At 57.0% G+C, this 25,888-nt stretch carries 30 protein-coding genes and 1 tRNA gene; 14 read left to right on the top strand and 17 right to left on the bottom strand.

The genetic code is table 11. The features are described 5' to 3' along the window. Positions 1-20 precede the first annotated feature (20 nt). Entirely contained in the window at positions 21-824 is an 804-nt protein-coding gene (locus I6I12_RS08410; protein WP_051138352.1) for a Yip1 family protein, read from the top strand. Positions 825-886: 62 nt separating this feature from the next. Here the strand turns inward: I6I12_RS08410 and I6I12_RS08415 are convergent, their stop codons facing one another. Next, positions 887-1,837 carry a 4-hydroxy-3-methylbut-2-enyl diphosphate reductase gene (locus tag I6I12_RS08415; protein ID WP_023021876.1) on the bottom strand — a complete coding sequence of 317 codons (951 nt, stop codon included), beginning with the start codon at positions 1,835-1,837 and terminating at the stop codon, positions 887-889. A 141-nt stretch (positions 1,838-1,978) separates the two neighbouring features. On the opposite strand from I6I12_RS08415, the gene xseA reads away from it, so the two are divergent. Genes xseA through I6I12_RS08430 form a run of 3 tightly spaced genes read left to right on the top strand, consistent with a single transcriptional unit; the run spans position 1,979 to position 3,879 of the window. Beyond that, positions 1,979-3,220, top strand: coding sequence for an exodeoxyribonuclease VII large subunit (gene xseA, locus I6I12_RS08420; RefSeq protein ID WP_023021877.1), 1,242 nt, complete (start codon positions 1,979-1,981; stop codon positions 3,218-3,220). Positions 3,221-3,241: 21 nt separating this feature from the next. Further along, positions 3,242-3,511, top strand: coding sequence for an exodeoxyribonuclease VII small subunit (locus I6I12_RS08425; protein ID WP_023021878.1), 270 nt, complete (start codon positions 3,242-3,244; stop codon positions 3,509-3,511). After that, positions 3,511-3,879, top strand: a complete 369-nt coding sequence (locus I6I12_RS08430) for a hypothetical protein (RefSeq protein ID WP_023021879.1) — start codon at positions 3,511-3,513, stop codon at positions 3,877-3,879. Before I6I12_RS08425 ends, I6I12_RS08430 begins: the two co-directional genes overlap by 1 nt. Here I6I12_RS08430 and I6I12_RS08435 read toward each other — a convergent pair. After that, positions 3,863-4,432, bottom strand: coding sequence for a DUF4245 domain-containing protein (locus I6I12_RS08435; protein WP_034656435.1), 570 nt, complete (start codon positions 4,430-4,432; stop codon positions 3,863-3,865). The two genes, I6I12_RS08430 and I6I12_RS08435, sit on opposite strands and share 17 nt — an antisense overlap. Positions 4,433-4,620: 188 nt before the next feature. Here I6I12_RS08435 and glpX point away from each other — a divergent pair, with 188 nt between their 5' ends. The 5 genes from glpX (at position 4,621) to I6I12_RS08460 (ending at position 9,773) form a co-directional block, all read left to right on the top strand. Further along, the gene (gene glpX / locus I6I12_RS08440; RefSeq protein WP_200287823.1) at positions 4,621-5,634 is read left to right on the top strand and encodes a class II fructose-bisphosphatase; all 1,014 of its coding nucleotides are present in this window, start codon (positions 4,621-4,623) and stop codon (positions 5,632-5,634) included. A gap of 85 nt (positions 5,635-5,719) precedes the next feature. Beyond that, the gene (locus tag I6I12_RS08445; protein WP_200287825.1) at positions 5,720-7,120 is read left to right on the top strand and encodes a class II fumarate hydratase; all 1,401 of its coding nucleotides are present in this window, start codon (positions 5,720-5,722) and stop codon (positions 7,118-7,120) included. Positions 7,121-7,294: 174 nt separating this feature from the next. After that, complete coding sequence (locus I6I12_RS08450) at positions 7,295-7,918, top strand: TetR/AcrR family transcriptional regulator (protein WP_086588121.1); 624 nt, start codon at positions 7,295-7,297, stop codon at positions 7,916-7,918. Continuing rightward, complete coding sequence (locus I6I12_RS08455) at positions 7,912-9,480, top strand: MDR family MFS transporter (RefSeq protein WP_023021884.1); 1,569 nt, start codon at positions 7,912-7,914, stop codon at positions 9,478-9,480. The genes I6I12_RS08450 and I6I12_RS08455 overlap by 7 nt, the downstream gene beginning before the upstream one ends. Beyond that, entirely contained in the window at positions 9,480-9,773 is a 294-nt protein-coding gene (locus tag I6I12_RS08460) for a DUF2316 family protein (RefSeq protein ID WP_200287827.1), read from the top strand. Before I6I12_RS08455 ends, I6I12_RS08460 begins: the two co-directional genes overlap by 1 nt. Before the next feature lie 33 nt (positions 9,774-9,806). Here the strand turns inward: I6I12_RS08460 and I6I12_RS12010 are convergent, their stop codons facing one another. From I6I12_RS12010 to I6I12_RS08485, 6 genes are all read right to left on the bottom strand, one after another. Beyond that, complete coding sequence (locus I6I12_RS12010; RefSeq protein WP_234288109.1) at positions 9,807-10,064, bottom strand: hypothetical protein; 258 nt, start codon at positions 10,062-10,064, stop codon at positions 9,807-9,809. Beyond that, positions 10,054-10,920 (bottom strand): hypothetical protein, encoded by an 867-nt coding sequence (locus I6I12_RS08465; protein WP_234288110.1) that lies wholly within the window; start codon positions 10,918-10,920, stop codon positions 10,054-10,056. The genes I6I12_RS12010 and I6I12_RS08465 overlap by 11 nt, the downstream gene beginning before the upstream one ends. Positions 10,921-10,985: 65 nt before the next feature. Continuing rightward, positions 10,986-11,564: a GNAT family N-acetyltransferase gene (locus tag I6I12_RS08470; protein WP_200287829.1), complete on the bottom strand. Its 579-nt coding sequence runs from the start codon at positions 11,562-11,564 to the stop codon at positions 10,986-10,988. A gap of 69 nt (positions 11,565-11,633) precedes the next feature. Further along, a complete protein-coding gene (phoH2, locus tag I6I12_RS08475) occupies positions 11,634-12,998 on the bottom strand; it encodes an RNA 5'-3' helicase PhoH2 (RefSeq protein WP_200287831.1) in 1,365 nt (454 codons plus the stop codon). A 183-nt stretch (positions 12,999-13,181) separates the two neighbouring features. Next, a complete protein-coding gene (locus I6I12_RS08480; protein WP_023021889.1) occupies positions 13,182-13,808 on the bottom strand; it encodes an LGFP repeat-containing protein in 627 nt (208 codons plus the stop codon). Positions 13,809-13,952: 144 nt separating this feature from the next. Beyond that, complete coding sequence (locus I6I12_RS08485) at positions 13,953-14,627, bottom strand: LysR family transcriptional regulator substrate-binding protein (protein ID WP_023021890.1); 675 nt, start codon at positions 14,625-14,627, stop codon at positions 13,953-13,955. Positions 14,628-14,698: 71 nt separating this feature from the next. On the opposite strand from I6I12_RS08485, the gene I6I12_RS08490 reads away from it, so the two are divergent. Beyond that, complete coding sequence (locus I6I12_RS08490) at positions 14,699-15,028, top strand: DUF5997 family protein (protein ID WP_023021891.1); 330 nt, start codon at positions 14,699-14,701, stop codon at positions 15,026-15,028. On the opposite strand, the gene glyA is transcribed toward I6I12_RS08490, so the two are convergent. Beyond that, positions 15,025-16,308: a serine hydroxymethyltransferase gene (glyA, locus tag I6I12_RS08495; RefSeq protein WP_023021892.1), complete on the bottom strand. Its 1,284-nt coding sequence runs from the start codon at positions 16,306-16,308 to the stop codon at positions 15,025-15,027. The genes I6I12_RS08490 and glyA overlap by 4 nt on opposite strands. 117 nt (positions 16,309-16,425) lie before the next feature. Here glyA and coaA point away from each other — a divergent pair, with 117 nt between their 5' ends. Beyond that, entirely contained in the window at positions 16,426-17,352 is a 927-nt protein-coding gene (gene coaA / locus I6I12_RS08500) for a type I pantothenate kinase (RefSeq protein WP_023021893.1), read from the top strand. Positions 17,353-17,355: 3 nt separating this feature from the next. Here coaA and I6I12_RS08505 read toward each other — a convergent pair whose 3' ends face one another. Genes I6I12_RS08505 through mca form a run of 3 tightly spaced genes read right to left on the bottom strand, consistent with a single transcriptional unit; the run spans position 17,356 to position 19,350 of the window. Beyond that, entirely contained in the window at positions 17,356-18,132 is a 777-nt protein-coding gene (locus tag I6I12_RS08505; RefSeq protein ID WP_023021894.1) for an isoprenyl transferase, read from the bottom strand. A gap of 12 nt (positions 18,133-18,144) precedes the next feature. Beyond that, a complete protein-coding gene (locus I6I12_RS08510; RefSeq protein WP_200287832.1) occupies positions 18,145-18,456 on the bottom strand; it encodes a hypothetical protein in 312 nt (103 codons plus the stop codon). A 3-nt stretch (positions 18,457-18,459) separates the two neighbouring features. Then, positions 18,460-19,350 carry a mycothiol conjugate amidase Mca gene (gene mca, locus I6I12_RS08515; protein WP_023021896.1) on the bottom strand — a complete coding sequence of 297 codons (891 nt, stop codon included), beginning with the start codon at positions 19,348-19,350 and terminating at the stop codon, positions 18,460-18,462. A 95-nt stretch (positions 19,351-19,445) separates the two neighbouring features. Between mca and I6I12_RS08520 the strand changes: the two genes are divergently transcribed. The 3 genes from I6I12_RS08520 to I6I12_RS08530 all read left to right on the top strand — a co-directional run bounded on the left by I6I12_RS08520 (position 19,446) and on the right by I6I12_RS08530 (position 20,878). Beyond that, positions 19,446-19,916, top strand: a complete 471-nt coding sequence (locus I6I12_RS08520; protein ID WP_023021897.1) for a DUF4307 domain-containing protein — start codon at positions 19,446-19,448, stop codon at positions 19,914-19,916. A gap of 120 nt (positions 19,917-20,036) precedes the next feature. Continuing rightward, positions 20,037-20,558, top strand: a complete 522-nt coding sequence (gene greA, locus I6I12_RS08525) for a transcription elongation factor GreA (RefSeq protein ID WP_200287834.1) — start codon at positions 20,037-20,039, stop codon at positions 20,556-20,558. 41 nt (positions 20,559-20,599) lie between these two features. After that, positions 20,600-20,878 (top strand): hypothetical protein, encoded by a 279-nt coding sequence (locus tag I6I12_RS08530; RefSeq protein WP_023021899.1) that lies wholly within the window; start codon positions 20,600-20,602, stop codon positions 20,876-20,878. A gap of 41 nt (positions 20,879-20,919) precedes the next feature. Here I6I12_RS08530 and I6I12_RS08535 read toward each other — a convergent pair whose 3' ends face one another. The 5 genes from I6I12_RS08535 to I6I12_RS08555 all read right to left on the bottom strand — a co-directional run bounded on the left by I6I12_RS08535 (position 20,920) and on the right by I6I12_RS08555 (position 25,883). Beyond that, on the bottom strand, positions 20,920-22,461 hold the full coding sequence (locus I6I12_RS08535; RefSeq protein WP_034656433.1) for a hypothetical protein: 1,542 nt from the start codon (positions 22,459-22,461) through the stop codon (positions 20,920-20,922). A 307-nt stretch (positions 22,462-22,768) separates the two neighbouring features. Further along, positions 22,769-23,581 (bottom strand): DUF3558 family protein, encoded by an 813-nt coding sequence (locus tag I6I12_RS08540; RefSeq protein ID WP_200287836.1) that lies wholly within the window; start codon positions 23,579-23,581, stop codon positions 22,769-22,771. A gap of 266 nt (positions 23,582-23,847) precedes the next feature. Continuing rightward, the gene (locus I6I12_RS08545) at positions 23,848-24,615 is read right to left on the bottom strand and encodes a Bax inhibitor-1/YccA family protein (RefSeq protein ID WP_200287838.1); all 768 of its coding nucleotides are present in this window, start codon (positions 24,613-24,615) and stop codon (positions 23,848-23,850) included. 189 nt (positions 24,616-24,804) lie between these two features. Beyond that, positions 24,805-24,878 (bottom strand) — tRNA-Leu (locus I6I12_RS08550). A 39-nt stretch (positions 24,879-24,917) separates the two neighbouring features. Next, positions 24,918-25,883 (bottom strand): Ppx/GppA phosphatase family protein, encoded by a 966-nt coding sequence (locus I6I12_RS08555; protein ID WP_200287840.1) that lies wholly within the window; start codon positions 25,881-25,883, stop codon positions 24,918-24,920. Positions 25,884-25,888: the final 5 nt, after the last annotated feature.

Raw genomic sequence — 25,888 nt, forward strand, 5'->3', positions numbered from 1 at the left:
AACCGGTAGGATCTTCCGACGTGTCACAAGCCAAGCAAAGAAAGTCTTCCGCCGCCCAAAGCTCTGGACTCCCCAGCATCACGCTGGGCACGGGCCTTGGGCTGCTCGCGGCAATTTTGCTCACCGGCGCGTTGATTTCCATCCTGATGGGTACCATCGGGTGGGCTTACCTCGCCTTCCTCGTCATCGGCTCGCTGCTGGTGGCGCTCATCGTAGAAGAACGCGGCCTCTTCCTCACGGTGGCTTCCATCCCCATCTTGTATGCCATCACGGTGGTACTGGCCGGATTCTTTATTACCAAGGCCAACTTGCCAGAGGGAGCATCACCGTTTTCCAAGACGGCTACCGTAACCGCAGCTTTCCCCCTTGTCCAAAGCTTTCTCTGGCTCCTCATCGCTTTAGTAGGCGCAGGAATCATCGGCTGGTTGCGATGGGTCCGCTACCGTAAGACGGCACGTCGCACCGCTAAAATGGAAACTTCCTCCCGCCGTTCCGATGCTGAGCAAGACCGCCGCAATCGCGCTGAGCGTTTATCGGTCGCTGACTTGATGGCGCGCGATAGGCTGGCAAAGGAACCTACTAAAACTCCAGCCACTCCGCAGCGCGCCCGCGCTTCTCACACGTTAAGGAAGTCCCGCCCCACGCCCAAAGATCGCCTGCGTGGGCGCGACCGAGAGGAACGCCGCCGCCTCCAGCAAGAGGAACGCGCAAATCCAATGCGCCCGGATCCAACCCGGCGCGCCGGCGATTCGGTACCGGCGTCTAAGGAGCACAAGCAAGCGCCCAAGCAAGGTTGGGACGATAACCTCTATGACGAGGACTAAAACAAAAGAAAGGCCCGGAAACGGGCCTTTCTTTTTTAGATGTAGTTTAAGCGCGCGCCTGTTTAAGTGCGTGCTGGGCGCAGGTCGCGCGGCAGGGCGAAGGTAATCGTCTCCGTAGAGGTAGTTACCTGTTCTACGTCGCTATAGCCACGCGCATCGAGAAATTCCAATACCTCGCGTACCAGCAATTCTGGTACAGATGCACCACAGGTGACTCCGACGGTGCGCACGCCTTCCAGCCAGGCATCGTCGATCTCCTTGGCAAAATCTACGAGGTGTGAAGCCTTAGCACCAGCCTCGAGCGCGACTTCGACCAGGCGCACCGAGTTAGAGGAGTTTTTAGACCCCACCACAATCATCAGGTCGCACTTGGGGGCAATGGCTTTGACGGATTCTTGGCGGTTTTGGGTGGCGTAGCAAATATCGTCTGAAGGCGGATTTTCCAGATGCGGGAAACGCTCGCGCAGTTTATTGACGATGGTGATCGTCTCATCCACCGAGAGCGTGGTTTGGGACAGCCAAATAAGCTTCTCGTCCTGCAGGAAATCCGGCAGCTTAGCAACGCCCTCGACGCCATCCACAAGGTGGGTAACCTCCGGTGCTTCGCCGGCGGTTCCTTCCACTTCCTCATGTCCTTCGTGGCCAACCAAGAGGATGTGATAGCCATCGCGCTGGAAGCGCTGGGCTTCCTTATGCACCTTGGTTACCAATGGGCACGTGGCGTCCAACGTTAGTTGCTTGCGCTGCGTTGCCTCTGCCCGAACGGCCGGGGAAATACCATGGGCGGAAAAGACTAGGTGGGCACCTTCTGGGGCTTCAGAGGCCTCGTCAACAAAGATGACGCCGCGTTCTGCCAAAGACTCTACGACGTAGCGGTTGTGCACGATTTGCTTGCGTACATAAATGGGCGCGCCGTACTTTTCCAGCGCCTTTTCTACGGTTTCAACCGCGCGATCTACGCCTGCGCAGTATCCGCGCGGCGCCGCGAGGAGAACATTTTTACCTTCAGTCATGGCTCCCAGAGTATCGAAACAGCACCCAAAACAATAGTGGGGCCCACCGCCACCATTCCGGCTACCCCGAGCGGGGCAATCATCTGCGCTGGCCCCTAAACTAGGCGGAAGAATACGGCAGACTGAAGAAAGGGAGGCTGTGTGAATCAACCGGCAAATACTCCGGATACTCCCTGGCCCGTTGGTAAAGTCAACGACCAAGTCAAGGGCTGGATCGAGCGCCTGGGCTACCTGTGGGTAGAGGGTCAATTAACCCAAATTAATTTCAAACCCACCTGGAAGCTGTCCTATCTCACGCTGCGTGATGTACAGCAGGAAAAGTCCGTGCAGCTGACCTGCCCATCATCAATGTTGCAGTCATTGTCAGCACCGCTAAAAGACGGCGACCGCGTCATTGTCCATGGCAAGCCGGCTTTTTATGCCGGCCGCGGTTCTTTTTCACTGTGGACCACGGAGATTCGTCATGTGGGCATAGGTGATCTACTCGCGCGCATTGAGAAATTGCGCCAGCAGCTTTCGGCAGAGGGACTTTTTGATCCTGCTCGCAAGCGGCCACTGCCTTACCTACCGCACAAAATCGGGCTGATTACCGGCCGCGGTTCGGCCGCGGAGCGAGATGTGATGGCGGTAGCTCATGATCGCTGGCCAGCGGTACAATTCCGAGTTCTCAATACCGCGGTTCAAGGTGCGAATACCGTTCCAGAGGTTATCGATGCCCTCCAGCAGCTAGATGCGGATCCAGAGGTAGACGTCATCATCATCGCCCGCGGTGGTGGCTCTGTAGAAGACCTGCTTCCCTTCTCAGAAGAAGCGCTGCAACGCGCGGTCGCGGCTGCTGGCACTCCGGTGGTCTCCGCCATCGGCCATGAGCCGGATAGCCCGGTGCTCGATAACGTCGCGGATCTGCGCGCTGCCACGCCTACCGACGCCGCAAAGCGCGTCGTCCCCTCCGTGGCCGAGGAGCGTGCCGTTATCGCAGAGGCACGCTCCCGGATGGCTGCCGCCTTGCGCGGCTGGGTGGAAAGGGAGCGACGCGGCCTGGACAATATTCGTTCCCGGCCCGTCATGGCAGACCCCATGACCCCCATTCGTACGCGCCGCGAGGAAATAGAGCGGACTCGTGCCACCATGCGCCGGGAAATTGAGGTCATGGTAGAACGCGAGACCCGCCACGTGGAGTCGCTGCGTGCTCGCGTTTCAGCTTTGGGACCTTCAGCTACTCTCGCCCGCGGGTATTCCATCGTCCAAGTGGTACCCAAAGATGGCTCCGGCCCCGAAGTTGTCACCTCTTATGAGCAATCCCCTCCCGGCGCGCAACTGCGCATCCGCGTGGGCGATGGGTCTATTACCGCTGTTTCTATGGCCTCCCAGGCCGCCGATTAATCACCGAACAAGGAGAAAACAATGTCAGAGGACACCATTGGCACCGGTCAACCAGGCCAGGATGCTTTTACCCCAGTAGAAAAATTGAGTTATGAGCAAGCCCGAGACGAGCTCATTGAAACCGTAAAGATCTTAGAGCTCGGGCAGATGGGCTTGGATGAGTCATTGAAGTATTGGGAGCGCGGCGAGGCCCTTGCCCGAACGTGCGAGGCACATCTAGACGGCGCAGCAAAGCGCGTTGAAGCAGCGCTCGAGAGGGCCGAAAAAGCAGACGCAGAAGGAGACGAGTAGTGCAGATTTATGGGTATCCAGGTGAGCGGGTGGATTTTGTGTCGAGGTCTGCGGCCGCCGGTTCCATCATGGCGGGAGACTCCCGGGAATTCGTAGAGGAATTCTTTGGCCCAGCACATACCCGCGATGATGACGAGGTGAGCTATTTCTCCCAATCCGTGGTGCTGCGCTTTACAGGCGATAAGGTACGCGAAATCGCTATTTATCCGCAGCGTTCCCAGCGTGAGCGCATCGATGTTTTTGTAGGAAAGACGCGCCTTAGCGGCTTAGATGAGGAATCCCTCGCAGAGGTCATTGCCCAGGCCGGCGACGGTCTTAGCGCCACCGCTGCGGCAGAAGGATTGGGCGAGGTTATTTTTCGGCTATAGGTGCGGCGTCGATAAACGCAGCGGTAGCAGCCTCAAAATCGCTATCGTCTGCGGCACCGGAGATAATGAGGCGGGCGTCGCCCAAATCTGTCACCCACAGGCGGCGCACGGAGTCGTCATCACTTTCTAGTACCCGCACTTGGTGCCCTTTGACCTCACGGGCAGATTCGATGCCGCGGTAGTTGGCGTCGTATTCCTTACCCGCATCATCGGCCGCCACCTGTGTCTGAGTAGACTCCACAAACCCTTGGTCAGCGGTCACCCAGCTGACCACGGTGGCGTTTTCTCCTCCCATATCAACGCGGCGGGCAGCATTAGCCTCCCAGCCCTCTGGCATATCAGGATTGCGAATAGCGCCAATTCCTGCGCGAGCTTGGGTTTCAAGGAAGGTTTGTTCATCCACTTCCTGCACCGCTCCCTGTTGAGTTTCGGAATTGATCGAGCATAGGCCGGTCGCTCCTACGGCCAGCAGCATCATGATCACCACGACGGCGAGGGACAGGGAGATATCCTTCGCGCCTTCAAAAATCTTTGGTCTTTCTTCTGCAGCCACGCGCCTTAGTATCGCACGGTGTGCTTCCAAAAAGCCACACGGCCCATTCTCCCCCGAAAGTTTGATGAATCCCCCACAAATGGGGCGCAAAATCAGACCCATTAGAGCAAAAAAGTGCGAGAATGGAAAGGTAGAGCATCAAGGGGAACACCCCTCGATGAGAAAACTATGGAAGGCAACCACTACACATGTCCGAAAATACGTCTTATCTTCCTGACCGCAACCTGGCGATGGAACTGGTCCGTGTCACTGAGGCAGCAGCGCTCGCTTCCGGCCGTTGGGTAGGCCGCGGCCAGAAGAATGAGGGCGATGGCGCGGCGGTCGACGCCATGCGTAAGCTCATCAACTCCGTTGCAATGAACGGCGTCGTTGTCATTGGTGAGGGCGAAAAGGATGAGGCCCCTATGCTATTTAACGGCGAAGAAGTAGGCACCGGCGAGGGCGCCGCCATGGATATCGCCGTGGACCCCGTTGACGGAACTCGTTTGATGGCAGAAGGCCGCCCCAACGCTATCTCCGTCATCGCGGCCGCAGAGCGCGGAACCATGTATGACCCTTCCGCAGTCTTCTACATGGAAAAGATTGCTGTTGGCCCAGAAGCAGTCGGCGCTATCGACATCAACGAGTCAGTGGAGTGGAACATTAACTCCGTGGCTAAGGCCAAGAATATTCGCCCCGAAGATCTGACCGTGGTGGTCCTTGATCGCCCGCGCCACGAGCAGCTCATCTCGGAAATTCGCGCCGCAGATGCCAAGGTACGCCTCATTATGGATGGCGACGTTGCAGGCGCCATCGCCACCTGCCAGGATTCCAACTCCATCGACATGATGATGGGCATCGGCGGCACCCCAGAAGGCATCATCACCGCCTGCGCTATGCGCTGCATGGGCGGCGAAATCCAAGGCAAGCTGTGGCCAAAGGATGAAGAGGAAGCAGAAAAGGCCCGCGCAGCCGGCCACGATTTGGACCGCGTCCTCAAGACCACTGACTTGGTCTCCTCCGAAAACTGCTACTTCGCTGCCACCGGCGTGACCAATGGTGACATGCTGCGCGGTGTTTCCTACCGCAATTCCGGCGCTACTACCCGCTCACTGGTTATGCGTTCCAAGTCCGGCACCATCCGCTACATCGACTCCATCCATAAGCTATCCAAGCTGCAGGAATATTCCGTAGTGGATTACACCACCCCGACCAAAAACTAGGGGGCACCCCCGAAGGCGGCCCTCCTGGTAGATCTCCGCCATACTGGAAAGCACACACTACCCAATTAACTGAGGTGATCTTCACATGACTGAATACCGCATCGAACATGACACCATGGGCGAAGTAAAGGTTCCTGCAGATGCCCTGTGGCGCGCACAGACCCAGCGCGCAGTGGACAACTTCCCTATCTCCGGCCGTGGCCTGGAAAATGCGCAGATTCGCGCTCTTGGCCTGCTCAAGGCAGCCTGCGCCCAGGTAAATAAGGATTCCGGCAAGTTGGACGCGGACAAGGCCGATGCCATTATCGCCGCCGCTACTGAAATCGCCGAGGGCAAGCACAATGATGCTTTCCCTATCGACGTTTTCCAGACTGGTTCGGGCACCTCGTCCAATATGAATACCAATGAGGTTATCGCCTCCTTGGCACACCAGAATGGCGTGGAGATTCACCCGAATGACCACGTGAATATGGGCCAGTCCTCTAATGACACTTTCCCCACCGCCACCCACGTTGCCGCTACTGAGGCCGCCGTTAATGACCTCATTCCGGGCTTGAAGGTTCTGCACGAGTCCCTGAGCAAGAAGGCCAAGGAATTCGCCGACGTGGTCAAGGCGGGCCGTACCCACTTGATGGACGCCACCCCGGTTACCCTCGGTCAAGAATTCGGTGGCTACGCCCGCCAGATTGAGCTGGGCATCGAGCGGATCGAGGCCACCCTGCCACGCTTGGGCGAGCTGGCCATCGGCGGTACCGCCACCGGCACCGGCCTGAATACCTCTGCGGACTTTGGCGCTAAGGTCACCGAAGAGCTCAAGAAGCTCACCGGTGTTGCGGAACTAAAGGAAGCAGAGAACCACTTTGAGGCACAGGCCGCACGCGATGGCTTGGTGGAGTTCTCCGGCGCCATGCGCGCGGTTGCTGTGTCCCTTAATAAGATTGCTAATGACCTCCGCATGATGGGTTCTGGCCCACTGACCGGCCTGGCAGAGATTCACCTGAAGGACCTGCAGCCAGGTTCTTCCATCATGCCGGGTAAGGTCAACCCGGTCATTCCGGAGGCCGTCACCATGGTAGCCGGCCAGGTGGTGGGCAATGACGCCGCAGTCGCCTTCGGCGGTGCCCAGGGCCACTTCGAGCTCAATGTCTTCATCCCGATGATGGCACGCAACGTGCTCGAGTCTGCTCGCCTGCTGTCCAATGCCTCCCGCGTCTTCGCCGATAAGTGCATCGATCACATCGAGGCCAACGAGGACCGCATGAAGCACTTTGCGGAGTCTTCCACTTCCATCGTGACCCCGCTCAACTCTGCTATTGGTTACGAGAACGCGGCCAAGGCCGCCAAGCATGCCTTGCATGAGAAGATCACTGTTCGCCAGGCCGTCATTGATTTGGGCTTTGTCGATGGCGAAAACCTCACCGAGGAAGAGCTGGATAAGCACCTCGATGTGCTGAGCATGACTAACCGCGACCGCGATAACTTCTAAGTATCCGCCGCACCGCTACCCCGCCCGGGCAGGACCCGGGCGGGGTTTCGCATGCCTGGGGTAAGGGGGACGTCGGCAAGAGCAATGGCACATCTCACATAAAGAAGGATGCACCTCTAAAATCACCCTTTTTGCACTTGGTGCAAGTTTGCACCGAGTGTAACGTTGCATGGCGTGCAAGAAGAACTATCACTACGCGAGCAGAAACGTCTCGAGACGCGCCTGCGCATAGAGGATGCCGCCACAAAACTGGTGGATGAACAGTCCTTTAGCGCAGTCACCATTGAGCGGATCTGCGAAGTAGCCGGTATTTCTCGGCGCACCTTCTTCAATTACTTCGATTCCAAGGAATCCGCCGTTTTGGGCGCTCCAAGCACCGAGTTTACGGAAGAGATGCGGGAACTCTTCCTTAATGAGCCAACGACCAGCATGGTAGACCTCGTCCTTCAGTTGGTCAGACGGCATATGGAAGGCCACCACATCAACCCGACTATCCGGGATCGCCGCAAACGCATCTCCAATGATCCAGATGCAGCTGCGGCGGCAATAAGCCGGAAGCGAGCAAAATCCATTGAGCTCATCGATCTCATTGAAGAGCGCCTTAACAAAGAACCGGAGCTTCGCGTCCTTGACAACTGCTCTTCTAGCACCGAGGCGATGCTCATCGCCGGCCTCGTCCGTGAGGCACTCTGGTTGGCGATGGCATCCCCGGATGCAGATTGCAGCCTAGACCTCGGCGCGCGTCTCGATACTTCCCTCACGCTAATAACAGACTTTATGAAAGGAATGCGATGGTAGATACGGCTGCTAAAGCCCCTTCCCAGGGCCAGTCCCGCGCCGATAACCTCGGGCTTATTTTCTCGGCCCTAATGCTCACCATGCTGATGAGCTCCTTGGGCCAAATGATTTTCTCTTCTGCTCTTCCAACCATCGTTGGTGAGCTCGGCGGCGTCGACCACATGAGTTGGGTCATCTCCGCCTTCCTTGTCACCATGACCATCGCCATGCCTATCTCCGGCAAGCTGGGTGACATGTTGGGCCGCAAGTGGCTCTACATTGGGGGTATCGCCACCTTCGTCGTGGGATCCACCCTCGGTGGCTTTGCCAACTCCATGTCGCTGCTGATTATCGCCCGCGCCGTGCAAGGCTTTGGCGCTGGATTCATGATGATCTCTTCGCAATCCATCATCGCCGAGGTCACCTCTTCCCGTGAGCGCGGCAAGTTCATGGGCATCATGGGCGGCGTCTTTGGCCTGTCTTCCGTCCTCGGCCCCGTTCTCGGCGGCTGGTTCACCGATGGCCCTGGTTGGCGCTGGGGCATGTGGATGAACATCCCACTGGGCATCCTCGCCATCATCGTCTGCACCTTGGTGCTGCACCTGCGCGTCGGTGAAGCCGACATGAAGCGCTTCGACTGGCTCGGCGCAACCTTCATCGCTATTACCACCGCGTCCCTTATCCTCATGACCACCTGGGGCGGCACCGAGTACGAGTGGGGCTCGTCGATGATCCTCACCTTGGGTGCCATCACCATCATTGGCGCCATCATCACCATCCTGGTGGAGCTGCGCGCCAAGGAACCGCTCATTCCAGTTCGCCTGTTCAAAAACCGCAACATGGCCCTTACCACCTTGTCCGGCGTGGTGCTGGGTCTGGCAATGTTCGGTGTTCTGGGCTACATGCCTACTTACTTGCAGATGGTGCACACCCTGACCCCAACCAAGGCGGGTCTGATGATGATTCCGATGATGGTGGGCCTTATCGGCACCTCCACTGGCGTGGGCTTCATCATTGCCCGCACCGGCCACTACAAGGTCTACCCCATCATCGGCCTAGCCATTACCGCTGGTGCATTGTTCTGGATGTCTCACCTGACCGTAGAGACTTCCCTGAAGCAGCTGGGCTGCGAGTTCTTGGTCTTCGGCATCGGCCTGGGCATGGTTATCCAGGTCCTCGTGCTCATCGTCCAGAACTCCTTCCCACTGTCCCAGGTGGGTACCGCTACCGCGGCGAATAACTTCTTCCGCCAAATCGGTTCCGCACTGGGTGCTTCCCTGGTTGGCTCCATGTTCATCCACAATATGAAGGATGAGATGGCCACCCGCATGCCAGAAGCCTTCCAAAAGATGGGCCCTGAGGGCGCCGCCTATGCAGAAAAGTTTGGCAATGCCGACGGCGGTGCCAATAGCCTCACCCCAGATCTGGTCGCGTCCTTCCCCAAGCCAATCGAGGAAGCAATCCTCAATTCCTATAATGACGGCCTGACCCCGGTTATCGCTCTGATGGTTCCGTTGGTCATCGTCGCGCTCCTTCTCCTCCTGCCTCTGCGCGAGGAGCGACTGAAGGAAACCATTGACTAATGTCGCGCACACCTGCAGAAACTGAGGCTACAAGCCAAGAACTGCATGCCTTGCGCGATGCACTCCCGCTTGCCAACGCCCCCATTGAATCCGCCCTCGGCTATGCTCCTGGCGGCCTGCAGGCGGCGTTGGATGTTCATGCCAACCCCATCGAGGTATGGCGCACTAGGGACTATCTAGTTTCCTTAGCCCGCGCACACGGTATCCCGATCCCGCGCTTTAGCCGCTTGAGCGATAACATGCGCTCATCGGCGCAGCGCTGGTTCGGCCCCTGGGACGTTCCTACGATGTAGCGGCCCCCACACCCCGCCCTTGGCGGGGTGTTTTTATTGCCAGAAACCCATCTGCCGCAGAACTTGGGACCCAATTCCCAAAATGGCAACGATGGCGGCAATGATGCCGATTGCCGCGCCGGCGCTCGATCCTCCGCCACTGCCGCTTATCGCTGGCCTCTTAGTGACCGCTACCGTCTGGTTCAGTGCTTCCCCGGCCGGGCGAGTTTCGCCGTTGCGCAGCAGGTATGGAGTAATACGCACCTCAGCCGTGCCTTCCTGCAAAGCCTCATATGTGCCGTCAGGATGCACCGCATGAACCTCCGGATCGGACGAGGTTAGCGATGACCCCGGCACCCCCTAACCGGGCACCGTCCCATCCCGCAATGCTGAGACCAATGCTGCCGGAATCGCCCACATGGGTACCGCCGCTAAAACGTATAGCCGCGCTTGCCAGTGCGGCTTCCGGTACCGCAATGGGAAATGCGTGCCGTCCTTCGAGGCGCTCTGGGGCGCCCGACACCGCGTGCTCGGAATAATGGCCGGCCGTCGTGCTGCCAACCTGTGCCTGGGCAAAATAGTGGTTGGCTGGGTTAAGCAAGCTGTAAATATGCCCCGCACCGTCAGAATAGGAACCGTTAGAGCGAATGAGCTGATTCCACTCGCTGCCAGAACCGCCATCAGTAGACCAGTTAGCAATGGCGCGTTCCATCGGTGAAGTGGTGAGGTTTTCTGCGAAAAAGGCGCCGGACTTTACCGTCCACGGCTCCTCCCCGTCTCCACGGCGATGATCAAAATCGTAGTTTTCCTCCGCAGCGCGCTGCATCGCGGAGTGTTCCAATCCCCTGCTCCAGGATATGCCGTTGATATATGCGGTGCGGTCCGGTGCGACGTCGCGAAGCCTAGCACCAGCAAACGGAAGATTGGCATCCCAGGACTTGGCGCGCAACTCATGCAACTGGCGGGTCACCGTCTCGATATGGGACTGTAGCTCAGGAGTGGCAAACACATAGGCCACACCACCATCAACCTGGTTGATGTCCAACTGGGCAACAGGCACCGAGCCTGCGGAGGGATAGGACACGGCTCCCGTTGTAGGAACAGAAAGCGCCCCTGCCGTCATAGCCGCAACGGTGGACAAAGCAAGGGCACGAGTACGCACAGACATTTAAAAGCCTTAGAGAGATAGCGTACGAATACTCTCTTAACTTTATTCCTGTGCGCTGGGAAAAGCTAACGCTTCTTTTCCTCCGGCTTGGGCAAAAGCAGCTCGTACACATCGGTATCTCGCCACTGGCCCGCAAGCTCGCCGTAGGTCATCTTCGCCATGTGAGAGTAAGTGCCCACCTTCACGAATCCACGGGACTTATGCAGCCCCGCAGAACCGGCGTTTTCAGGGAAGATCCACGAGTGGATAGCCCACTTGTGCAGGTCCTTACATACCTCAATCAAGCGATCCAAAAGTGCGCCGCCGATGCCGCGGCCCTGCGCCTCGGAGCCCAAGTAAATAGAATCCTCCACTACTCCGTGGAAGACGGTGCGGGTAGATACCGGCGCCGCAGACACCCATCCCAAGACCTTCGAATCATCATCGGCTTCAACAGCCACATGCACCGAGGGCATGATTTTGCCGGCTTTGAATTCTTCAAAGGTCAGGGATCGGGTCTCGTAGGTGGCGTGCCCAGTATTGAGTCCCTGTTCATAGATCTCTCGCATCTGGGGATAGTCCGCCGCGGTAAAGGGGCGGATGCGGAAATCTTTCTTCTTTTCGTCCGAAGACGTCTGCTTGGCGTTCTCGCTCATATGCAACATTATTACTGGGCAATGCCCAGCTTCGCCACGCTGTACACATCACGATCGCCATACGCGAACATGCCTGGCCTAATCGCCGCCTTCCAGCAGGTCGGTGACGAGCTCTGCAATGGCGGAACGCTCAGAGCGCTGCAGCGTAATATGCGCAAAAAGCTCGTGCCCCTTGAGCTTTTCAATCACTGCCTGGACGCCATCGTGACGGCCCACGCGCAGGTTATCGCGCTGCGCTACGTCATGGGTGAGCACCACCCGCGAGCCCTTGCCCAGCCGAGAGAGCACGGTGAGCAAGACATTGCGCTCCAAGGACTGTGCCTCGTCCACAATGACGAAGGCATCATGCAGGGAGCGGCCGCGAATATGCGTCAAGGGCAAGACCTCAATCAGGCCGCGCTCATGGATTTCTTCCATGACGTTTTCAGACACCAAGCCTTCCAAGGTGTCATAGACTGCCTGCGCCCATGGGTTCATCTTGTCCGATTCGGTGCCCGGAAGGTATCCCAACGACTGCCCACCTACCGCATACATCGGGCGGAAGACTACGATACGGCGGTGTTCGCCGCGCTCGAGTACAGCTTCCAATCCGGCGCACAGGGCGAGTGCCGATTTACCAGTGCCGGCGCGTCCGCCAATGGAGACGATTCCGATATTTGGATCCATCAGCAAGTCCAAAGCTATGCGCTGCTCCGCGGAGCGTCCTTGCAGGCCGAAGGCATTGCTATCGCCGCGCACGAGCTCCACCACACCTTCCGCGGTGATGCGCCCCAGCGCGGACTGCGCTCCCGCTACTAGGGTAAGTCCGCAATGGACTGGTAGCTCCTCCACGGCAGTGCCCTTTTCAGTGTGAATGCCGTCTAGCATGACTTCCCCATCACGGTAGAGGGCGTCGATGACATCCGAGCTGGTTTGCACGGTTGCCATTCCGGTATAGCCGGTCAGAACCACATCCTGGGCGTGGTACTCATCCGCCTGTACACCCACTGCGCCGGCTTTCACGCGCAGTGGCACGTCCTTGGTGACTAGCACGGTATCTTTACCTTCGTGTGCAAGGTTGAGGGCGCAGGCCAAGATACGGTGGTCCCCCTCTGGGCCACGGAAGGCAGAGGGCAACAAGGATTGGTCTTGATGGTTCAATTCCACGCGCAGGGTGCCGCCATCTACGTTCACGGGGACAGGCTGGTCTAGCGCCTCATAGGTAGCGCGCAGTTCCTCCAAAAAGCGAAGAGCTTGGCGGGCGAACCAGCCAAGCTCTGGGTGATGACGTTTTCCTTCCAGTTCAGAGATAACCACAACGGGAAGGACCACATCGTGCTCTGCGAATTTGCGCAGAGCCCAAGGGTCAGAAAGCAAGACCGAGGTATCCACTACATAAGTCTTGGTAGCGACGGTGTTATCGGTTGTGGCAAGCGGAGTAGAAAGTACAGAGGGACGAGTCATGGTGGCAGGGTTCTCCCTTGAAATGCGGTAGATCAAACTTCTTCCGTATAGCCCCAAATTCCGGGGTTGCCACCCAACGTAGGCACCGAAGGTTGAAATTACATGGGTGCAAGATGAACTTTAAGAAAACGAAAAATCCCTCCGCAGCAGATGCTGCGAAGGGATTACCTCAAAAAGAGCTTTTTACTTCTCTACGGAAGAGGTGAACTTGCCGCTCTCATCCTGGAGCCAGGAGATAACGCCATTGTCGAACTGCTGGGTCCAGCCCTTGCCCTCAGTAGCCTTCTCCTCGGCAGCCTTAGGCAGGCCTACCTCTGCGTCCAGACCGCCCTGCTCCTTCCAGGTTTCAGCGATCTTGCCGACGATTGGCTGAGCCTCATCGCCATCCTTAGCCATAGCCAGCAGGTTGCCGCCATCGAAGGTTGCCAAAGAACCCTTATCGGAGGACTCTACGCTCTGTACGTCGCCCCACTCAGCCTTCTTCTCCTCGATGGCAGACGCCAGAGCTGCCGGAACCTCCTGGTCGCCATTGGCGGTGGAGACGGTCTTGGTGTCGCCGTCCTTGGAATCAGCATCCTCAGACTCGGAACCATCCGCATCCTCAGACTCGGAGGATTCCGCGTCCTTATCCTTTTCGGAGGTAGCTTCATCAACGGCGGAGCCAGCAGCGTCGGAAGCATCAGCTGCTACGGAACCGGCGGTGTCCTTAGCGTCGTTAGCTGCATCCTCGGCATCGGAGCAAGCTACGAGAGCAACGGACAGGGTTGCGGCAGCAAAGCCACCTACGATACGACGAGTCATCTTCTGCATTTCTGCATCATCCTTTCATCAAGAAAGTAAGTTAATTCTAATTTTTATTAAATCGCCCTTCATGACGAACGAAACCCACCGTAATGACACCACCCAGCGGGCGCCACCCACACGGACAGGAAGCAGACAGCAAATACTAAAGTACTACCTCCGTTTGCGCTGCTTAAAAGCCTTCTTTTTATTTTGTAACGAATTGTTAACGTTTCTTCGCGCTTGCTTAGCCCTCGCCTTTTCCCTGGCGCTTCGCTTCGGTTTCTCCTGCCGTGAGGACCGTGCGGTGCGGCCCTTGGCGACGCCCACGAAGTCCTGAATTGCCTCTCCGTCATCCTCCTTGCGCCATACCAGCGCAATCTCCGTCACCGGCACGGACTCATCCTTTAGCCCGAGTGGCACCACCTGTTTCTTGCTGAGCACCTTGAGCAGGGGGCGCGGTGCAATCGCGATTCCCACATTGGCTGCCACCACTTGGAGGGCATCGCGGACCGCGGGGACATCAACGAGCCCGGAATCGGCGAGGCGGTAGTTGAGGTGTTCATCTGCGACGTCGGCAAGCGTGAGTTCCTCGCCTACTTCGGCATAGACCGAGTCCTTCGGAACCGCAATTCCTGGAGCCTCTTTATAAAGGCGCACCACATGAAAGGAGTCATCCACGCGGGCATCCGGCAGACGCGCGAGGGCCACATCCACCTCTCCACCTAGCAGCGGAGCTAGCGCATCGTCTGCATCAACGGTGTATAAACCACCATGAGCAGTATTTTCTTCGAATCGGCGGAACCACTTTCCAGGCTCCGTACCGGTGGCAAAAGCTAAGCGCAGCATAGAGGACAGTCTACTGAAAGTGCTACGGTAAAAGCGTGACTGAAGAACATAAGCAACCATCCGGCACCGCCATGCGTGCCCAGACCGCAGCGAAGAAGCTTGGCATCTACCTGCCCGCTGCGCCGGACGAGTTTCAAAATAGTGCCATTAGCCACGAAGAGCTGCGCGAATTGCAGCATAACCCGCCCGAGTGGCTGCAAACCTTGCGTCGCGAGGGTCCTCACCCCCGCCCGGAAGTCGCCCATAAGCTAGGCATCTCTGTTACCGCGCTCAAGAAAAACGATATGGATAAGCCGCTAACCACAGCGGAAATCAATCAGCTCCTCCAAGAGCAACCAGAATGGCTCCAGCAGGCCCGCGCCACCATGGCGCAGGCCCGTGGACATGAGGTAAAGGACTAGACCAGCTTCCAGTCCTCGAGGCCCTCATACAGCGGGTAGTGCTGGGCAATCTTGTCCACGCGTGCGCGGAGGGCCTCCACATCGGCGTTCTTGCCCTGTACCAAGGCGGTGCCGATGATATCTGCGACCTCGGTAAAGGCCTCAGCATCCAAACCGCGGGTTGCCAGCGCAGAGGTACCAATGCGCAGGCCAGACGTGACCATCGGCGGACGAGGGTCATTCGGGACGGCATTGCGGTTAACAGTGATGCCTACTTCATGCAGCAGATCCTCTGCCTGCTGGCCATCCAACTCGGAATTTCGCAGGTCAGCCAAGACCAAGTGCACGTCGGTGCCGCCGGTGAGCACGTCCACGCCAGCCGCCTTAGCATCCTCCGCGGTAAGGCGCTCCGCCAGAATGCGAGCACCCTCCAAGGTGCGCTCTTGGCGCTCCTTAAACTCCTCGGTCGCGGCAATCTTCATGGCAATGGCCTTCGCAGCGACTACGTGCATCAGCGGTCCGCCCTGCTGCCCTGGGAAGACGTTGGAATTGATCTTCTTGGCATACTCCTGCTTGGCCAAAATCATGCCGGAGCGTGGGCCACCCAGGGTTTTGTGCACGGTGGTGGACACGATATCAGCGTGCGGCACCGGGCTCGGGTGCAGGCCGGCGGCCACGAGGCCAGCGAAGTGAGCCATATCTACCCATAGGTAAGCGCCGACCTCATCAGCAATTTCACGGAAGGCCGCAAAATCCATGGTGCGCGGGTAAGCAGACCAGCCACCAATAATAACCTTTGGCTTCTCTTTCAGCGCTTGCTCCCGCAGCTTATCCATGTCCACGCGCATGGTCTCTGGGTCCACCTCGTAGGCGGCAACATCATAAAGCTTGCCGGAGAAGTTCAACTTCATGCCGTGAGTCAGGTGACCGCCGTGAGCGAGGGACAAGCCCAAAATCTTGTCTCCTGGCTCAGCAATGGTGGACAGCACCGCAGCGTTCGCCTGCGCACCGGAGTGTGGCTGAACATTGGCGAATTCCGCGCCAAAAAGCTCCTTCGCGCGGTTACGAGCCAGGTCCTCCACGACGTCGACATGCTCGCAGCCTCCGTAGTAGCGGCGGCCTGGGTAGCCTTCAGCGTACTTATTGGTGAGCACGGAGCCCTGCGCCTGGAGCACGGCGCGAGGCACAAAGTTCTCAGAAGCGATCATTTCCAGAGTTTCGCGCTGGCGGGAAATCTCTCCCTGGATAGCGCCGAATACGTCCGGGTCAAGGTCGCGGAGGTCAGAGGTAAAAGAAGCCATAAAGTGTGGTCCCCTTCTCAATATCAAGCGGTATGGGCTGCTGCATATCTTATCGTGCCCAGCACCCGAAGGGGGCATACTTTTACCCATGGATTAGGCAAGTGCGACAATAGAGCCATGGCGCGCACATTGGATTCGAGTCCCTACCTAGATTTTGACCGCGAGACCTGGCGTGGTTTGCGTAAATCCATGCCCCAGGTGCTCACGGAGACCGAGGTTGAAAAACTTCGCGGCCTAGGAGACCGCATTGACCTAGATGAGGTGGCTGATGTCTACCTCCCTCTCTCCCGCCTTATCCACATGCAGGTCACAGCGCGCCAGCAGCTCACCTCAGCTACTGAATCCTTCTTAGGAAATCCTCCAACGCACGTTCCGTTTGTCATCGGCGTGGCAGGTTCGGTGGCGGTAGGAAAATCCACCACTGCCCGTCTCCTACAGGTGCTGCTGCAGCGTTGGGATTCTCACCCCGAGGTCGCGCTCGTTACTACCGACGGCTTCCTCTTCCCCACCAAGACCTTAAAAGAACGCGGACTCATGCAGCGCAAGGGATTTCCGGAATCCTATGACCGGCGCGCATTGCTCCGCTTTGTCACCGACGTAAAATCAGGAAAGCCACTGGTCAAGGCTCCACTGTATTCGCATATCAGCTATGACATCGTGGACGGAAAATACCAGGAAGTCCATCAACCTGACATCCTGATCCTAGAGGGTCTCAATGTGTTGCAAACAAGCCCTACGCTCACCGTGGCGGATCTCTTTGACTTTTCAGTCTACGTTGATGCCCGCACCGATGATATCGAGCAGTGGTATATTAATCGCTTCCTCACCCTGCGCCACACCGCTTTCCGCGAACCTAATGCCCACTTCTCTGCCTTTGCAGATATGGACGATGAGGAAGCGCGCGCCCAAGCCCGTGAAATTTGGCAGTCCATCAACCTGCCCAACCTCGTAGAAAATATCCTGCCCACCCGCATACGAGCCTCTCTCGTACTCAAAAAGGGCTCGCATCACTTGGTGGAACAAGTGCGGATGCGCAAGCTCTAGCGCTTATTTACCAAAGCGGCGCGAACGTTGGGAATAGTCCCGCAGGGCACGGAGAAAATCCACCTTGCGGAATGCCGGCCAGTAGGTATCTGTAAACCAGATCTCCGAGTACGCGGCCTGCCATAGGAGAAAGCCCGAAAGTCGTTGTTCACCAGAGGTACGGATAACCAGGTCTGGGTCCGGAAGCCCCTTAGTGTACAGGTGCTCGCCAATGGAATCCGCGGTAACGCGATCCGCCATCTCCGCAGCAGAGGTTCCCTTCTCGGCTTCCGCGCGCACCAAGTTCTGCACTGCGTCTACGATTTCTTGGCGTCCGCCATATCCCACTGCCACATTGACGATGACTCCGGTATTGTCCTTAGTTTCCGCTGCCGCCGCCACCATGCGCTGGCGAATATCATCCGGGAGCAGATCAAGGTGGCCGACAAGGCGGACTTGGCAACCGACATCGCTGTGGGATAGGTGCGTAACCACATCCGAGATGATGTCAAAGAGCAGCTCTACTTCTTGTTCGCTGCGCTTTAGATTCTCCGTGGACAGCAAATAGATGGTGACTACTTCGATATCGGTATCGCTGCACCATGAGATCATCTCTCCAATTTTCTTCGCGCCTTGGCGGTGACCGTGGCTGATATCGGTAAAACCAGCCTCGCGCGCCCACCGGCGATTGCCATCGGCCATGATGGCAATGTGTTTGGGCTGCGGCTTGCCTTTAATAAGGCGCGCCAGACGGGCTTCATAAACCGGGTAAGCCAGCTGTTTGAGAGAACTCACGCTCATTAGTCTATCCGCCTAGAAAATGGACTTTTTGCGGTTATCGTAAATGCCAGCTTCTTTCATCGCCTCATCCACGGCTTCCTCATCAAATGGATCGATACCGTGGTCTTCCGCAAACATCATGCGGCGGCGGAAGCGTGAGTAACGGCGGTGAAAATTCCATCCCGCGATTAACACTGCAACTCCCATTAGGGCCAAGATCAGCAAGCCGATGGGCGAAGCTTTGCCAAATTCAGGACCCATTGGACCGCCTTCGGCGCCCTGGGTGCCTTGAGCAAGTACAAATGCATCATTTGTGGCTAGAACGAAAGAGCCATACACGCTCATGTCTTAAGCCTCCTCTTTTTCTTCGATGCCTGCAAAAAGGTTGTTTTCTGGCAAGGAGGTAGAAACGCGGGTTTTCGCCAGCTCAAACTCCTCGGTGGGCCACAGGCGTTGCTGTACCTCCACCGACGTCGCCAAGAAAGCACCAGCCGGATCAATCTGCGTGGCATGCGCACGCAGAGCCTCTTCGCGATTGCTGAAATAGTCTGCGCATTCCACCTGGGTCGTTACACGCGCCATGATATCTCCAAACGCGGTGTCCCAGCGCGCCAGCATCGGCCCATAGGGGCTAGTTTTGCCCTCCTCCAAGAGCAAATCATGGAACATCTTCATGCGCTGATAGACGAAGCCATGCGAGTAGTACAGCTTTAGCGGCGTCCACGCCTCACCCAACTCTGGGTGATACTCGGCATCGTCGGCCTTTTCCCACGCAATCATCGAGGCCCTATGCACCATCAAATGATCTGGGTGCGGATACCCGCCATTTTCGTCATAGGTGATGATGACGTGTGGGCGAAACTCGCGGATCACCTGGACAAATTCCTGCGCAACGGTGTCGTCTCCCTGCAACGCGAAGCAGCCCTCCGGTAGCAGCTCTTCCATAGACTTGCCTTCAACCGGATCCGGCAAACCGGAGTCGACGTAGCCCAGCCAGCGATGGTGCACGCCTAGCGCACGCGCAGCTTTAGCCATTTCTTCCCGACGAACCTCGCCCATATGTTCCTTGATCCCAGGGCGGTCCATGGCGGGGTTAATCACATCGCCGCGCTCGCCGCCGGTACAGGTCAGCACCAAAACCTCGTTGCCTTCTGCGGCATAGCGCGCGGTGGTTGCAGCCCCCTTGGAAGACTCATCGTCCGGGTGCGCGTGGATAGCTAGTAGGCGAAAATCGCTCACTGAAAATCCATCCCCTTATAAATCTAGGTTCTTTGAACAGATGATTATCCTAGTAGATAATTGGAAAACAGTGGTCCTCGGCTAGAGTGGGAAGCATGACTTCCGCCGGAAAATCTCGCTCAGCCGCCCGCTATGGCTCTCGGGGGCCTTCTGAAAAGAACTCAGGTAGCTGGACTAATAAGGCGCTGGTGCTGATCTTTATCGCCATTTTTATCGCGCTCATCTTCTTTGGCTTCCGGTACTTTCAACAAAAGGAGCGCGTGAACGCGCAGGTTTCCATCGTGACCCAAGAGGTTTTGAGCGATGACACCACCCGCGTCTGGGTCGACGTCACCCGTAACCACACCGATGAAGAGGCTTATTGCATTGTCCAAGCCTTTGATTATTCCAAGTCCGAAGTAGGCCGACGCGAGTTTCCTGTTCCCGCTGGCGGAAATGAAACCCAGCGTATCGCTGTTGACGTCCCGACCAACGCCCGCGCCGTCGCTGGCGGCGCTTATGGTTGCTCTGGCAATATCCCCGAATACTTGGATATGGATAACCCTGACTACGCGGAAAGCCGCTAGCCGCGTGTGCTAGGATTTGTAGCGCCTAGAACTGGGCATTTGCCTAGTTCCACTTTTACTTATGGCCCCAGGGACAACTAGGGGCTTTGACCACAATTCCTATCTACGGAAGGTTGCAGAATGGCTGAGCAGCAAAAGCAGTACATCACCCCAGAAACCAAGGCGAAGCTCGAGGCCGAGCTGCAGGAGCTTATCGATCATCGCCCAGTAGTCGCGGCTGAGATCAACGAGCGCCGTGAGGAAGGCGACCTCAAGGAGAACGCCGGTTACGATGCTGCTCGTGAAATGCAGGACCAGGAAGAGGCCCGCATCAAGCAGATCTCTGAGGTCCTCGCGAATGCCACCACCGAGCGCGGTGCTGTTCAGGAGGGTGTAGCCCACACTGGTTCCGTAGTTCACGTTTACTACAACGGCAACAAGGACGATAAGGAGACCTTCCTCATCGGTACCCGCGCCGCTGCTTCTGACAACAAGGATTTGGAAACCTATTCGGAGCAGTCGCCACTGGGCGCTGCCATCCTCGGCGCGCAGGAAGGTGAGACCCGCGAGTACACCGCTCCGAATGGCAAGACCATTTCCGTCACCATCGAATCCGCTGCGCCGTATGATTCTGCTAAGGCCGCTACTCCGCGCGAGTCCTAAACTTTAAGCCAATTACCACTTTGGAGAAAGAGCATATCCCCATGAAGAAGTTCTCCCGTTACGCTGCCGCTGGTCTCGTCTTCACCGCCGGCCTCTCCCTCGCTGCTTGCCACCCACCCAACCAGCAGGACTCTGATTCCAAGGTAGAAAATGCTTCTACCTTCACTGGTGAGGCCCCAATGCAAAAGGACGCTGACACCAGCTCTTCCGCACCTGAGTCCGTTGTTCAAGAGCAGCAGCCTGTAGTTGAGTCCGGTGTCCCTGAGGAGCCAGCACAGCCGCACCTGAATGGTACCGCCACCGAGCTGCCGCAGCAGTAAAAAGACGGAAGGGCCGAGGGTTTCCTCGGCCCTTTTTCATGTTATTTTTCCACGTTTACTTCCCGCACCCAGTCCCCGATTACGCCGGGCACTACAGCGGGCGGCTCGCCTAATAGGTCGCGTTTATTGGGGTCCCTTTCGACCTGCGTAGTCACGGACTTTACGCGCTTTTTCTCACTATCCTTACCGCGCATCCCCATCATCGGGCCATAAGCCCGCGCCCCGCCAGTAGAACGACCGGCATTGCCCCCGCGCGTTGCCGCGCTGTTTTCGCCGCTTCCGGTTCCAATACCAAGGCTGCCGCCCGCACCGGCACGCATACCGGGTCCTCCTACGGTTCCTGTACTGGCGCCAAGACCTGCGCGCGAACCAACTCCAGCGTAGGAAATTGCCGCGCCAGTTCCGCGTCCAAGGCTTTGGCCCAGTTGCGCACCTCTTCCGGCATGCCTTATATCGGCGCTACTGCTTAAGATTCCCGGGCCGGCTCCGAACCCACCACGCAGTGGCTGTTGCTTACCAAGAGCACCGCGACCGGCATCTGCAGGCCTTCCGGATGCCATCATCGGTGCCATACTCCCGCTCGCGGAATGCGCATTAGCTGGTGGCGCAACCGGGCCGCTACCGTTGAGCGCCCCCGTACTCAGTCCAGCACCAACGGGATGTGCTGTGCCACTAGGAACCTGCCCCATCACCCCATTCGCTGCGACAGCCCCCGGCATCGATGCCCCTTGGGTGGATACTTCGTTGCCCCCAATGGTTACTTGTTCTCCCAGCCCCAGCCCTTCCAGCGCATTTCTGCCACTAGTATGCATCTGCTGGTGAAAATCGCTGATTTCCTGCGGGCTCATCCCCACAGCATCCAACCCGTTCACGTTTCCATTGACAACGTCAAAGTTTCCGGGGCCCAAATCGCCTCGCGCAATCGCCTCAGCAATCTTTTTCGGCCACACCACTGCTTCGGTAGTGTAGCGCTGACCATCACCTTCTACTCCGACGAGTCCCGCATCGACGCCTCCGCCTCCCGACGCCGGCGATCGCTCCATCAATGCATGCTGGTAAGGCATGGCCTCTATGGCGAACCGCTGCAGGTCTGGTTGCAGCATGGCCAATGCGGCCTTTTCCGCAATTTCACGCTCCACCGGTTCTGGGATTGCCATCACTTCCATAGCCATAGCCATCGCCGCCGGCTGCATCCCCATGAGCTTGGCATGGAATCCGGTTAGCTTCTCCCCCATGACCTTTGCATTTGCCACAAAATGGCTTCCCGACGCCGCCACCTCCCGAATCTTCGCCGCAGCCCTCGACGTAGCCTCGCTATCATTCTCGCTTTCCAAAGACCCGGCTGCTTCTTCTAACCCGCTGACAATATCGTCGACTTCCGACGCCAATGAGCTCCACCGCGCATTTGCCTCCGACACATTCCAAATCTGTGTCGACATCAGGTCCGTCGCAAGCTTCACGATGTCTGTACCCACATTCACCACCGGCATAGAAAACCCGAAGGGACTGTACCCTGGCTCCGGCTGGTTCATAATCGGCATAGACTCAATGCCTATGTCCCCACCCGCATCCGCAATCTCCATTCCCCTACTATTCGCGTCCTCCTGCGCCTGAAAGCCCCGCGCTTCCCTCCCTAGGCTTTCGTGAAGCCATTCCAACTGCTCTGAAAATGCTTTCATAGAGTTCCGTGCAGAGCCCGGATCAGTTTCAAGAACTCGTTGATGTACTGATCCCACATGGTCAATTCCGGTAATAGGAGAAAACCCAGCATTAAGAGGTGAATATGTACCTCCTCCAAATGCTGCAATATCTTCCTTTAAATTCGCAGTCATCATAGCCGTAGCCATGATGTTGTCCGGTCGCAATTCCATAATTCCCCCGATGTTTAATTCAGTAAAAGTTGTTTAGCGTTTCTTCGGCCTTCGAACATTTTGTTTGGCCATCGTCCTCGGGCTGCTCTCCAGAGTGACTAACTTTTAGAATCCCGCGCGACGTAGAAACGCCGACAGTACAAAACATTTCCCCAAACATTTCGCTTTCAATCTGCATTATCGGCATACTGCGTCCTTCACCGTCAGATAGTGAAGAAATATGTGTTGCTGAGGCATTAAAGGCTTGCTGTGACGAAGTTAAACCAATGACAGACCCCGTCGCACCTCCAATGCCTCTAAAAGCACAAAAAGAAAATCCAGATTGTCTTTCTGACTCTTCTATCTGTTCGCCGAGCCCGGCAGCTTGGAGATACTCCCCGGGAATCTCCGTACACGGATCGAAAAGCTCGAAACTTGGATCAGCCGGATCGAATTCCCCCAGTGGCGGTAGGACGCCGGAAGATTCCCTCGACCCCGTGGCGCCGGCCTCCCCCGATTGGCCGGCGCCTTTCACATTTTTCTCGCCGTCGGTGCGTGCCGATTCCCCCCGATTGCTGTCCGCGTCATCCCCCAGGTCCCCGTTGGTTCCCCCTGCACCGTCGGCCGAACTAATGCCGCCAGTCTCGTCCACATTCGTGGTTTCCTCTGACGCGCTCCTCGTACCGATGTCCGCAACGCAGCTACCCAGCACAACGGAGCTACTGACCATCAACGTTGCTACGGTTACCTGACGCTTCACAACAATCCTTCGCGCACTCACTTTCTGACGAGAGGAACAAGATAGTGAAGAAGAGAACTCTTCACTTCGTTTTCCTGTTCCGGTACACAGCATGCACGGAACTCCAAAAATTTTCTACGCAACCAAGAAGGTTAACGGCGATTTAACAAAATTATTCGCCCCATATGTCACATCCATAACGCCTAAAAGGCGAAGTTTCCTGCTTATTAGCTGTACTACTCCTGAGACCGCCCTTCTAGACCAAATAAAGCCTAAACCCTCACTTTATCCCCCGAACTACCCCACTAATTACACGCTTGTAAGCGTTTTATGGCAGCAAAAAGGCCCGCATCTCAGTGCGGGCCTACGTGAAAAGTTGATTAGTCTCGCTGGAAATAGCTCAAGAAACGAAGAATCTCAGTGTAGAGCCAGACCAAGGTCACAGCGAGGCCGAGAGCTACGCCCCAAGCATTGCTAGCGGGAGCGCCGGCACGGATCATACGGTCAGCCTGATCAAAGTCAGTCAGGAAGGACAGCGCACCAAGAACGATGCAAACAAGCGAGAAGATGATGGCAATCGGGCCGCCATCACGCAAAGGGTTGAAGTCGAAGAAGATTGCACCCAGGAAGTTAACCAACGCCATGACAGCAACTCCGGCGACCAAGCCGAAGAGGATCTTGGTGAATTTCGGGGTCACCTTAACTGCACCGGTCTTGTACACGATCAACATGCCGATGAATACACCAATGGTTCCAACGATTGCCTGGCCGATGATTGCCATTCCGCCTTCACCTTGGAAGTTCACATTGGCAAACATGAAGGAGAAGCCACCAACGAATAGTCCCTCAAATACGGCGTAAATCAGTGTGACCGCAGCAGAACCCCACTTCTTGCCAAAAGAAGCAACCAGCACAGTAATGAAGCCACCGATGCCACCGACCAGAGTCAAAGCCATGGCAATACCTGGATTTACCATTCCCAGCCCAAAATTGATGGCTGCGGCGACGATGATGACGCCGAGGGTGATGCCTGTCTTGGTGACGACGTCATCCACGGTCATTGGACGAGCAGCTTCGTCCCCGTATCCAGAATTTTGGCGGGTACTATTTTCGGTCAGAGAACTCATTACCGGATTGCTTGAACGCACGGTTGTCCTTTCTAAGAGAGGTGCAATTTAGCTATCTCATCCTGTTCAACGAGACACCGCCCTATAAAGTTCCGCAGTCTTTCCATGTAGCTAAAAGTTTTGCGAACAGTTTCCGCATAAAGGCTGTGGAGACTTACCAAAACAAAATCTCGAGACACCATAGGAACGATGTCTCGAGACTTCACACGGTGCCCCCAGTGGGACTCGAACCCACACTGAATCGATTTTAAGTCGACTGCCTCTGCCGATTGGGCTATGGGGGCAAGGCAAGGAATATTTTAGGCTACCTTCCCCCGCAAGAGTTAACGAGGGGTACCCTCTTCAGCGAGACCTGCAATAATGCCGTCGAGAATGTCCTTTTCACTAATGAAGAAACTACGCGCAGCGCAATTTCGCTCGATTAGTTGCATGATACCTTCCACTGCTACTGCCCCACCGCCGATGACATCGGCACGGCCGGGGTGAATGACGGGGTTGAGGGCGCGGACGTCGGAAGGCAGGGCAATAAGCTGCTGCAAGAGCACGCGCAGGGCACCGAAACGGAGCTCAGAGCCGTGAATGGCATCGGCATCGTAACGCTCGAGGCCTTGCGCCAGTGCGGACAGTGTGGTGAAAGTGCCCGCACAGCCGACGATGGTACGAGCCTTAGAAATAGGTACTATGTCCTCGACCTCGGCTGTTCGCTCACCGACGTACTCCGAAGCGATCTCGATCTCCGATTCGGTAGGTGGATCGGTGCGCATGATGCGCTCGGTCAGCCTGACGCACCCCATGCGCGCCGAATGAGTACCCAAGATTTCGCCATCCGCCGTTCCTACAACGAACTCAGTCGAGCCGCCGCCCAGATCAATCACGCAAAAGGGACCGCGGTCTGGCTCTAAATCGGCCACAGCGCCATTAAAGGACAACAGGGCCTCTTCCTCACCCGAAACAACTTCTGCCTGAGCACCTGGCTGGATTTGGCCGAGCAGCTCAGCGGTCATATCGAAGAATTCCTGCTGATTCTTAGCATCGCGAGTAGCAGAGGTAGCGACCATCCGCACCCGGGAGACCTTTTCAAACTTCATTTGGCGAACATAGCCCTCCAGGGCCACGCGTGCACGGTCAAGAGCCGCAGGGGCGATTTCACCTGTGGCATCCACGCCCTCTCCCAGACGGATGATTTCCATCGTACGAGTAATATCGCGGACCTTGCCATCATCTTGAACTTCAGAGATGAGCAGGCGAATCGAATTTGTTCCGCAATCAATCGCAGCAACGCGAGTCATAGCAT

Origin of the sequence: Corynebacterium kefirresidentii (genome assembly GCF_016599755.1) — a bacterium.
Taxonomy (GTDB): Bacteria; Actinomycetota; Actinomycetes; order Mycobacteriales; family Mycobacteriaceae; genus Corynebacterium; species Corynebacterium kefirresidentii.